The organism is Brevundimonas sp. (assembly GCF_023259385.1).
GTDB lineage: Bacteria > Pseudomonadota > Alphaproteobacteria > Caulobacterales > Caulobacteraceae > Brevundimonas.
Genome location: NZ_JAHFPF010000085.1, coordinates 1 through 10071, shown reverse-complemented (window position 1 = coordinate 10071; position 10071 = coordinate 1). Strand labels below are relative to the sequence as shown.

Annotated in this window: 8 protein-coding genes; 4 read left to right on the top strand and 4 right to left on the bottom strand. The window is 68.7% G+C overall.

From position 1 onward, the window contains the following. Positions 1-1852, bottom strand: a 1852-nt coding sequence (locus tag Q0C81_RS08260) for a TonB-dependent receptor (RefSeq protein WP_291836294.1), incomplete at its 3' end; no start/stop codon positions are given. Between the two features lie 200 nt (positions 1853-2052). On the opposite strand from Q0C81_RS08260, the gene Q0C81_RS08255 reads away from it, so the two are divergent. Further along, complete coding sequence (locus Q0C81_RS08255; protein WP_291836291.1) at positions 2053-3573, top strand: carboxylesterase family protein; 1521 nt, start codon at positions 2053-2055, stop codon at positions 3571-3573. Beyond that, complete coding sequence (locus tag Q0C81_RS08250; RefSeq protein WP_291836287.1) at positions 3573-4265, top strand: TetR/AcrR family transcriptional regulator; 693 nt, start codon at positions 3573-3575, stop codon at positions 4263-4265. The genes Q0C81_RS08255 and Q0C81_RS08250 overlap by 1 nt, the downstream gene beginning before the upstream one ends. A 61-nt stretch (positions 4266-4326) precedes the next feature. Here Q0C81_RS08250 and Q0C81_RS08245 read toward each other — a convergent pair whose 3' ends face one another. Continuing rightward, the gene (locus Q0C81_RS08245) at positions 4327-4737 is read right to left on the bottom strand and encodes an RcnB family protein (RefSeq protein ID WP_291836284.1); all 411 of its coding nucleotides are present in this window, start codon (positions 4735-4737) and stop codon (positions 4327-4329) included. A gap of 192 nt (positions 4738-4929) precedes the next feature. Between Q0C81_RS08245 and Q0C81_RS08240 the strand changes: the two genes are divergently transcribed. Next, positions 4930-6213 carry a hypothetical protein gene (locus Q0C81_RS08240; RefSeq protein ID WP_291836281.1) on the top strand — a complete coding sequence of 428 codons (1284 nt, stop codon included), beginning with the start codon at positions 4930-4932 and terminating at the stop codon, positions 6211-6213. 49 nt (positions 6214-6262) lie between these two features. On the opposite strand, the gene Q0C81_RS08235 is transcribed toward Q0C81_RS08240, so the two are convergent. Then, a complete protein-coding gene (locus tag Q0C81_RS08235; RefSeq protein WP_291836278.1) occupies positions 6263-6946 on the bottom strand; it encodes a DnaA/Hda family protein in 684 nt (227 codons plus the stop codon). A gap of 118 nt (positions 6947-7064) precedes the next feature. Further along, positions 7065-7670 carry a hypothetical protein gene (locus Q0C81_RS08230; protein ID WP_291836275.1) on the bottom strand — a complete coding sequence of 202 codons (606 nt, stop codon included), beginning with the start codon at positions 7668-7670 and terminating at the stop codon, positions 7065-7067. A gap of 367 nt (positions 7671-8037) precedes the next feature. On the opposite strand from Q0C81_RS08230, the gene aspS reads away from it, so the two are divergent. Beyond that, the gene (gene aspS, locus Q0C81_RS08225; RefSeq protein WP_291836272.1) at positions 8038-9870 is read left to right on the top strand and encodes an aspartate--tRNA ligase; all 1833 of its coding nucleotides are present in this window, start codon (positions 8038-8040) and stop codon (positions 9868-9870) included. The last annotated feature ends 201 nt before the right edge of the window (positions 9871-10071 follow it).

The window sequence follows — 10071 nt, the reverse complement described above, 5'->3', positions numbered from 1 at the left end:
TCAGCGGGTTGAAGGTGACGAAGTCGTTGAACTGCGCATCCAGGTAACCCAGCGTCAGGCGCGGGATGAAGCTGTCCGTGATCCGCGCGCTGGCCTCCAGCTCCCAGCCCCAGATCTCGCTGGACCCGGCGTTGTCGACGAAGCTGACGACCGAGGCGGGCGGGATGAAGAACTGCGAGGTGATCTGCTGGTCGGTGTAGTCCGACTTGAACAGGGCCGTGGCGAAGTTGACGCGGCGGTCCAGCAGCGAGCCCTTCAGGCCGATCTCATAGGTGTCGACCAGCTCCGGCTGATAGCCCTTGACCGTGTCCGGATAGAGGGAGGCGTCGCCGCGCATGTCGAACCCGCCCGACTTGAAGCCGCGCCCGAAGGAGACGTAGCCGGTCAGCTCGGGGGTGAATTTGTAGCTGGCGCTGACCCGCGGCGTGAACTCCGAATAGGTGTCCGAGGCGCTGTATTTGGTCGACGGCGCGCCCGCCGGAATGGCGCCGGCGTTGCCGAAGAACGGGCTGCGGACGCCCAGGTAGTTCTGGCGCAGCTGGGTGACGCTCTTCTCGTCCCGCGTCCAGCGGCCGCCCAGCGAGATCGACAGCTGGTCGGTCAGGTCGTAGCTGAAGTCGGCGAAGACGGCGAAGCTTTCGGTGTCCACCTTGCCGCCGGTGTAGGTGGTCAGGCCCGCGGGCAGGCCCGGCCCCATGCTGGGATACAGGCCGATCACCGTGTCGAACGCCCCTTCGGCCGAAGCGTCCATGTAGAAGACGCCCGCCACGCCCTGCCAGCGCTCGCCCTGGAACAGCAGCTGGAATTCCTGGGTGAACTGGCTGTCGGCGTAGTAGCCGGGGATGTCGAGGATCGGCTGCGGCAGGCCGTCGAAATCGATGCCGTCGCCCTTGGTGTCGCCGTCCCGCCAGGCGGTCACGGACTTGAAGGTCAGGCTGTCGCTCGCCGCCCATTCGCCGGTGAAGGACAGGCCCCGCGTGCGCACATAGCCGTCGTCGCCGATGCCGGCGCGGGTGTCATAGACGCTGTCCGGCGACGGCGCGACGATGCGATAGCCGTGGCGGGCGTTGGACTCATCCTCGGTGATGTCGCCCGACAGGCGGAAGAACAGGTCCCCGGTCGGCGTCCACTCCAGGCTGACGCGGCACGCGGTGACGTCCTTGTTGTAGTGCTCGGCGCCCGTGGTCAGGTTCTCGCCATAGCCGTCGCGGGTGTAGCGGGCGATGGCCCCGCCGATGCGCAGGGTGTCGGTCAGCGGGGTCGAGCCCGAGGCGATCAGGTCGACCTGGTTGTAGCTGCCGTAGGCGCCGCGCAGGGTCAGCTCCGGCTCCTGGCTCAGGCGCTTGGTCACGTATTTGATCGCGCCGCCGATGGTGTTGCGGCCGTACAGCGTGCCTTGCGGACCGCGCAGGACCTCCAGGCGCTGGATGTCGAAGATGTCCAGCACAGCGCCCTGCGGCCGGGCGATGTAGACGTCGTCCACATACAGGCCCACGCCGGGCTCGAAGCCCCACAGCGGATCCTGCTGGCCGACGCCGCGGATGAAGGTGGTCAGGGTCGAGTTGGTGCCGCGCGCGATCTGCACCGTGGCGTTCGGCGTCTGCTGCTGCAGGGCGGTGATGTCCAGCGCGCCGGTCTGTTCCAGCCGCTCGCTGCTGACGGCGGTGACGGCCACCGGCACGTCTTTAAGCGACTCCTCGCGCCGGCGGGCGGTGACCACCACCTCGCCCAGGTCGGCGGCCTGTTCCTCGCCGGCCGGCGCCTCCTGGGCCAGGGCGGGCGCCGCAAACAGCGGGGCCGTCAAAAAGACGCTGCTCATCAGCGCCAGGCGCAGTTGTCCTGTCTTCCGCATCGGTCCGTTTCCTCATCCACGCGCCGGCGTTGATCGCCGCTGATCTGGATTGGGCCGGACGGTGAGCCACGAACGGCCACGCTGTCAACATTCTTCATTTTCTCATGAATGATGTTTGCCGAAGCCGCTCGACCGGGCCAAGGTGAGCGTCCACATTCGAGGACTTGAGCGCGACGCAGATCGCGCCGGGATGGAAACAGATGGCTCAGATCGACACCGGCGCGGCCGCTCCCGTCGCGCACACACGGGCCGGCGCCCTGCGCGGACGGCGCGAGGGCGCGGCCCATGTCTGGCGCGGGATCCCCTATGCCGCGCCGCCGGTCGGCGACCTGCGCTGGCGGCCGCCCCAGCCGCATCCGCGCTGGGAGGGGCAGCGTGACGCCGCGGCGTTCGGCTGCGCCCCGCCCCAGGCCGGGCCCTCCGATGTCGCCGACATCGTCAGCATCGGCGGCGCGCCCGAACCGACCTCGGAAGACTGCCTGACCCTGAATGTCTGGGCCCCGGCCGAGGCCACGACCCCGGCGCCGGTGATGGTCTGGCTGCACGGCGGCTCGAACCGGATGGGGGCCGGATCGCTGCCCTTCTACGACGGCGCGGCCTTCGCCCGGGACGGAGTGGTGCTGGTCACGGTCAACTACCGGCTGGGCCAGCTCGGCTTCTTCGCCCATCCCGCCCTGACCGCCGAAGCTCCTGCGGACGAGCCGCTCGGCGCGCCGGGCCTGCTGGATCAGATCGCGGCCCTGGAATGGGTGCGCGACAGCATCGCCGCCTTCGGGGGCGACCCGGCCAACGTCACCCTGTTCGGGGAATCGGCGGGCGGGCTGGACATCCTGGCCCTGATGACGGCCCGGCGGGCGAGGGGGCTGTTCCACAAGGCGGTCGTCCAGTCCGGCGGCGGCTGGCTGCCTGCCGCGCCCCTGAAGGCGGCTGAGGCCAAGGGCGTGGCCGCCGCGACGGCGCTGGGCCTGGCCGATCCCGACGCCGCCGCCCTGCGCGCTGTTCCGGCGGACCGGCTGGTCGCGGTCGAGTCCGCCTTCGGGCCGGTGATCGACGGCCGGCTCCTGACCCGCGACCCGATCGGCGCCTTCGCGAGAGGGGATTTCGCCGACGTGCCCCTGATGATCGGCGCCAACAGCGGCGAGGACTCGCTGCTCAACTACGGCGGCGGCCTGAAGCGGTTCGGACAGATGATCAAGCCGAACGCCGCACTGGCCCGCCTCTATCCGGAGGCCGACGGCGACGAGGAGCAACTGGTCCGCCTGGGCTTCCGGGACTTCGGCTTCGCCGGTCCGGCCCGCTGGATCGCCGGCCGTCCGCGACGGTCGAAGGCCTGGCTCTACGCCTTTGACTATGTTGAAGAAGCCAGGCGCGAGACCATGCCGCGCGCCAACCACGCCGCCGAGATCTTCCATGTCTTCGAGACGCTGGACCGCCGCCCGGACGGCGCCCCGGCCGCCACCGAAGCCGACTGCGCCGTCAGCGCCGGGATGCACGCCCGCTGGATCGCCTTCGCCCGGGACGGCTCGCCGGGCGAGGATTGGCCCGCCTACGACCCCCGCGGCGACGACTGGATGGTGTTCGACGCCACGCCCGGCGGCCGGGTGCGGCGCGGCTGGTGGCGGGCGGCCCTGGATCATCATACGCGCAAGGCGAAGCTGCTGATCCTGCTGCTGCGCGTGCGGGATCGCCTGAGACCGGTGTTCTCGGGTACAAGAGGGTGATGACCGACACCGCCGCCCGGCCAAAATCCACCCGACCCCGGGTGCCGCTCAAGCCCAAGGCCCAGCGCCGCGAGGAGACCACCACGCGCATCCTGGACGCGGCCGAGCGCCTGTTCGCCCGCGACGGCCTGCACGGCGTGACGCTCCGGGCCGTGGCCGCCGAGGCGGGCGTGGATACGGCCCTGGTCCACTACTATTTCGAGGACAAGGCCCGGCTGTTCACCTCGACCTTCGGTCGCCGCGCCGAGGTGGTGAACCAGATGCGGCTGGAAAGCCTGGACCGCTACGAGGCCGAGCACGGCGACGCCATGACGGTGCGCGGCGTCCTGGACGCCTTCCTCAGGCCCCTGTTCCTGCTGCTCAACGAGGGCGATCCGGCCTGGCTGAACTACGCCGCCCTGGTGGCCCAGGTGAACAACACCCCGGTCTGGGGCGGCGACACCATGCACCAGCATTTCGACCCGGTGATCCACCGCTTCATCGGCCTGCTGCGCCGCGTCTCGCCCGACACGCCCGAGCGCCAGCTGTTCTGGTTCTACCACCTGCTGTCCGGCGCCCTGACCCTGTCGCTGGCCCAGACGGGCCGGATCGACGTCCTGTCCGACGGCCTGTGCAAATCCTCCGAGATGGTCGCCATCTGCGACGCCATGGAGGCGGTCTTCACCGGCGGGTTCGAGGCCATCCGCCGCTGACGTTTGCGCACGAAGAAGCCCGCCCGGATCGCTCCGGGCGGGCTCTTTCATTCCGGCGGTCTTAATTCGACAGCAGCGAGATGATCACGCCGGTGGCGATGGCGGCCAGCACCACGTCGCCGGTGTCCGTGCGGTAGTAGCCGTAGCCGCGCGGGGGCGGGGCGTAGCCGTAGCGGCGGTAGTCGTTCACATACCAGCGGCTGCGGTATTCGCGCGGAATGGCCTGGCCGCGGGCCCAGCGACGATACTCGCGACGCTGATCACGTTCCCAGCGGCGCTGGTCGCGCTCCCAGCGGCGATAGTCGCGCCGATCATGACGGTCATACCGGTCATAGCGGCCATCACGGTCGTAGCGGCGCTCATAGCGGTCGTGGCGATCATGGTCGCGCCACGACTGGGCGGCGGCGGCCATAGGGGTGGCGACCACGGCGAGGGCCGCGAACCCGGCGATCAGGGCTTTGTTCGTCTTCATCATGCGTCTCCTTGCAGGTCGCCGCCGACCCGAAGGACGACAGCGGATGAACCAACTGAGGAGAAGTTTCGGCCCCGCGCCATGAACCCCCGCTGAACGGGGCCGTCAGGGTTAAGACGGTTCGGAGTCCATTGGCCCCTCCCTCCGGGCCTTGCTAGACGACACCCCGTTGAGTCGTTTTCGGAGGGGCGCGTGCGTAGAATTCATTGGGGTCTGTCGGCGGTCCTTCTGGCCGGCCTCGGCGCCTTTGCGACCGGCTCGGTCGCCGAGGAGGCGTCGCCCTCGCTCTTCCCGTCGCGCCTCGCCCGGGCCATCGCCCCTCTGGACGTCAATCCGGACGGTCTGTCAGGCGCGGGCGCGCGCATTCTGTCCGACGCGGTCGCGGCCAGCCGCTACGTCCTGATCGGCGAAAGCCACATGACCCGCGAGATCCCGGCCTTCACGACCCAGATCTGCCGCATGATGGCGCCCTCCGGCCTGACCGCCATGGCCATCGAGACCGGCCCGGAAGCGGCCCGCGTTGTCGATTCCGTCATGCGATCAGACGACCGGGAAGCCCGGATGGCCGACTTCCTGGGCGCCCATCCGGACGGTATCGCCTTCTACAGCGGGCGCGATGAAGTCCGGACGGCGGGGGACTGCGCCGCCGCGGCGGGTCCGGATTTCGAGCTCTGGGGACTGGATCAGGAGTTCCTCGGTTCCAGCGGCCATCTGCTTCAGGAAATGCTGGCCGCCAACCCGGGTCCGCTCGCCCGGACCGCGCTGACTGGTCTGGCCGCGCAGGATCAGGAAGCGACCGCCGCCGCGCTCGCCTCAGGCTCGCCCGGCGATCTCTTCCTGCTCACCGTCACGCAGGGCGACCTCGATCAGGCCGCCGCCGCGATCGCGCAGGACGGCGGGGCGCGCGCCCAGTATCTGTTCGGCCTGCTGACCGAAACCCGCGCCATCTATCTGGCGTCGCAGGCGCGCCAGGGCGATCCCAACGGACGCCGCGCGCGGCTGATGAAGCGCACGCTCGCCGCCCACCTCGCCGAAAATCCCGGCGCGAGGGTTCTGCTGAAATTCGGCGCCTGGCATTTCTACAAGTCGCTCAATCCGCTCGATCAGCGCGACCTCGGCGCCTATGTGGCCGAGCGCGCCGAGGGTGAAGGCGTCACGGCCCTGCATATCATGGTGGTGGGCGCCAAGGGGTCTACGGCCGGCTATGCCGGCGTCGGGCGGCCCGCCGCCATACAGGCCTTCGACATGGCCGACGACGAGGGGCCGGACTGGCGCAAGGATGTCGTCCTCGCCCAGCCGGCTGACGCCGCGCCGGGATCATGGATGCTGGTCGATCTCCGGGCGCTCCGGGCCGAGGGTCTGGCGTCCGCACCGCCGGAATGGCGGGATCTGGCGCTGGGCTATGATATCGCCATCTTGGCCCCGACGTTCAGTGCAACCAGCCTGCTCGGCCTGGAAGACGCTGCGGCGCGCTGACGTCAGGCCTTCAAGCCTGGCTCGGGCGGGCGCCGTCTCGCGCATCGCCTCACTCGAACGGTTCGTCGCTCTCATCCGCCCCTTCCAGGGCCTCGCGCGCCAGCGCCCGCGTCACGGGGCGGTGCAGGGCGTCCAGCCGCTCCACCACGGCCTCCGCCGCCGCCGCCGAGCGGTCGATGCGGCGCAGCAGATAGGGGATGACGTCCTTGGCCGGGCGGATGCCGCGCTCGGCGAAGCGGGCCTCCAGCATGGCGGCCAGCACGGCGTCGTCCGGCGCCTCGACCGGCACGCTGATCACCGCGTCCAGCCGCGACCGCAGGTCCGGCAGGGTGACGGCCCAGGCCGAGGGGGCGGGGCGCGAGATCATCAGCATGGCCCCGCCCGGGGCTTGGGCCAGATTGATCAGGTGGAACAGAGTCTCGTCGTCGGCGTCCATGGCCCGGTCCAGCAGGACGGGACGGCCCTCGATCTCCAGCGGATCGACCAGGGCCGCCTCGCCGCCGTGGAAGGCGACCGCGCCGACCCGTTCGGCCCAGATCTGGCCCAGGCGGCTCTTGCCGCTGCCCGCCGGGCCGCAGATGGCCATGACGCCGCCGATCAGGTTGGGCCAGTCCGCCAGCGCCTCGACCGCCGCGCGATTGCAGTCCGAGACCACGAAGCCGTCGGGCCCCTCGGGCAGGTCGCTCTGCAGGGGCAGGCGCATCTGATCGGGCGGGGCGGGGCGGGCGGTCATTGCGTTCACCATAGCAGATGCGCCGCCTTCGCCATCCATCCGGACGCTTCGTCCGTGGACGGAACGCCGCCGCCTGTGGACCGGATGTTCTCATGTGTATGCGGGGGAGCCTCAGGGCTCAGTGAACTTTGCCGCCTCCGGTCGCTTCATACCGCCCAACGGCCTCGTTTAGCCGCCTGCTCGCGTCCCCGACCGTCGAGTTTAGATTTTCGAATGACGTAATGGGGGTGCCGTGCTTCTCGACTAGAGCGAGCATGGAGAGAAGTGACGCTGCGACCTGTTGAAAGTTGAGTACGACGTTCACGGCGTCGCCATCGGGAAGGTCTGCCAAGTTCACAGCCTTGAGCATGTCTAAAGCGGTGCTGGTCTGAACCGAGAGAGCGGATGCCACGCCCGGAGCAAACCCATTCTTTTTCTCCTCGCCTGCGGCGAGGGTGGCAGTCGCTTGAATCAGTGTGCAAATCCACCAGGCTGAGCGCATCGCGGTTTGAGTCCGATTTCGCGCGTCTTCTTTGCGGGCGGCCCGATGTTGCTTGAACTGAGATTCACCAACCAAAAGAGCAGCTAAGACAGCGGCTATGCCACCGACAGCCTGAACCCAAGCCGCAAGCGCAGGAGCGGCTAGGACTGCAGAAAGCCCACCGAATGGGCCGCTCGCAAAGCACGCCAAAGCTATGAGGTACCCCGTGACAGCTGCCACGCACAGGAAGTCGTATCTGCTCATGCCGTTACGCTGCCACCTTGTTCACAGCTTGGCTATGCGATCAGAGCAATGCCGAGGCTGCTGAACTAGGTAAATCCTTAGGAATCTAGCATGCGTCCGATCGAGACGTATTCGTGCGCCACACTGGCCGCATGGGCCACATCGGGCACGCACGCCGGACAAGAATCCTACAAACGGGATGAGCGGTGTATTTCACGCGTCTCGCGCGTCCGACCTGTCCATATCGTTCGCACTGTTCGCACCCACCTTTCACCCTGCACGGATGTGCCTCGAACCGCCTCGCACCTTGACTTTCGCAGGCGATGATGCGCCCTTCCGGCCTCCCGAATTCCGCCCCTCGCGGGCCCGAATCCAAGACGAACCGACCATGCACGCCTACCGCTCCCACACCTGCGGCGCCCTCCGTTCGACCGACGCCGGCGCCAATGTCCGCCTGTCGGGCTGGGTGCACCGCAAGCGCGACCTCGGCGGCCTGCTGTTCGTCGATCTGCGCGACCACTACGGCATCACCCAGCTGGTGCTGCACCCGTCGACGCCGGGCTTCGAGATCGTCGAGCGCCTGCGCGCCGAAAGCGTCATCCGCATCGACGGTGAGGCCGTCATGCGCGACGCCAGCACCGTCAACGCCCTGCTGCCGACCGGTGAAGTGGAAGTCCGCGTCCAGGGCCTCGAGGTCCTGTCGGAAGCCGCCGAACTGCCGATGCCGGTCTTCGGCGATCAGGAGTATCCGGAGGAAATCCGCCTCGCCAACCGCTTCCTCGACCTGCGCCGCGAGCGCTTGCACAAGAACATCGTCCTGCGCTCCAAGGTCATCTCCTCGATCCGCCAGCGCATGGTCGGCCAGGGTTTCCTCGAGTACCAGACCCCGATCCTGACCGCGTCCTCGCCCGAAGGGGCCCGCGACTTCCTGGTGCCCTCGCGCCTGCATCCGGGCAAGTTCTACGCCCTGCCGCAGGCCCCGCAGCAGTTCAAGCAGCTGCTCATGGTCTCGGGCTTCGACCGCTATTTCCAGATCGCGCCCTGCTTCCGCGACGAAGACCTGCGCGCCGACCGTTCGCTGGAATTCTACCAGCTCGACGTCGAGATGAGCTTCGTCACGCAAGAGGACGTCTTCGCCGCCATCGAGCCCGTCATGCACGGTGTCTTCGAGGAGTTCTCGGAAGGTCTGCCGGTTTCGCCGATCAGCGGGACCCATACCTTCACCAACGACTTCGGCGAGCAGTTCGAGCACGGCGGCTTCCAGCGCCTGACCTATGCCCAGTCGATGGCCTGGTACGGCACCGACAAGCCGGACACCCGCAACCCGATCAAGATGCAGGACGTCTCGGACCACTTCCGCGACGGCGGCTTCGGCCTGTTCAACAAGATTCTCGGCGCCGACGACAAGAACGCCGTCTGGGCCATCCCGGCCCCGACCGGCGGCTCGCGCGCCTTCTGCGACCGCATGAACTCCTGGGCCCAGGGCGAGGGCCAGCCGGGCCTCGGCTACATCTTCTGGTCGGACGACCAGAACGCCTGGGGCGGCCCGATCGCCAAGAACCTGGGTCAGGAGCCGACCGAGGCCCTGATGACCGCGCTCGGCCTGGGCAAGGGCGACGCCGCCTTCTTCGTCGCCGGAAACCCGGGCGTCTTCGCCAAATTCGCCGGCCTGGCCCGCACCCGCGTGGGCACGGAGCTGAAGCTGATCGACGAGAACCAGTTCAAATTCTGCTGGATCGTCGACTTCCCGATGTTCGAATGGTCGGAAGAAGAGAAGAAGGTCGACTTCAGCCACAACCCGTTCTCGATGCCGCAGGGCGGTCTGGAGGCCCTGGAGACCCAGGACCCGCTGACCATCCGGGCCTATCAGTACGACATCGTCTGCAACGGCTATGAGCTGTGCTCGGGCGCGATCCGGAACCACAAGGCCGAGATCATGCTCAAGGCCTTCGGCATCGCCGGCTACGACGCCTCGGTCGTCGAGGAGCAGTTCGGCGGCATGCTGAACGCCTTCCGCTACGGCGCGCCGCCGCACGGCGGCCTGGCCCCCGGCATCGACCGCATCGTCATGCTGCTGGCCGGCGAGACCGCCATCCGCGAGGTCATCGCCTTCCCGCTGAACCAGCAGGGCGAGGATCTGCTGATGAACGCCCCGACCGAGGCGGGCGAGCGCCAGCTCAAGGACGTGCACATCCGCACGGCCGTGCCGATCAAGGTCTGATGGGCCTGAGATAAAGGAAAAGGCCCTCGTCTGAGACGGGGGCCTTTTTTGTCAGCGGCCGCTGGCGACCACGAAATTCCTGACCCGGGGCGGGGCCGGGGGCGCCGGCGGGGCCGGAGGCGCGGGCGGCGCGACGCGGACGCCGGAGATGCCGCGGCAGGTCCGGGCGGTCAGGCGGCCCGGCAGGCGGGTGTTGGCGTC

Bases quoted from the DNA above. Each gene is read 5' to 3' on its own strand.
- Q0C81_RS08255 (WP_291836291.1), top strand. From the start codon at position 2,053: ATGGCTCAGATCGACACCGGCGCGGCCGCTCCCGTCGCGCACACACGG.
- Q0C81_RS08250 (WP_291836287.1), top strand. From the start codon at position 3,573: ATGACCGACACCGCCGCCCGGCCAAAATCCACCCGACCCCGGGTGCCG.
- Q0C81_RS08245 (WP_291836284.1), bottom strand. From the start codon at position 4,737: ATGAAGACGAACAAAGCCCTGATCGCCGGGTTCGCGGCCCTCGCCGTG.
- Q0C81_RS08235 (WP_291836278.1), bottom strand. From the start codon at position 6,946: ATGACCGCCCGCCCCGCCCCGCCCGATCAGATGCGCCTGCCCCTGCAG.
- Q0C81_RS08230 (WP_291836275.1), bottom strand. From the start codon at position 7,670: ATGAGCAGATACGACTTCCTGTGCGTGGCAGCTGTCACGGGGTACCTC.
- aspS (WP_291836272.1), top strand. From the start codon at position 8,038: ATGCACGCCTACCGCTCCCACACCTGCGGCGCCCTCCGTTCGACCGAC.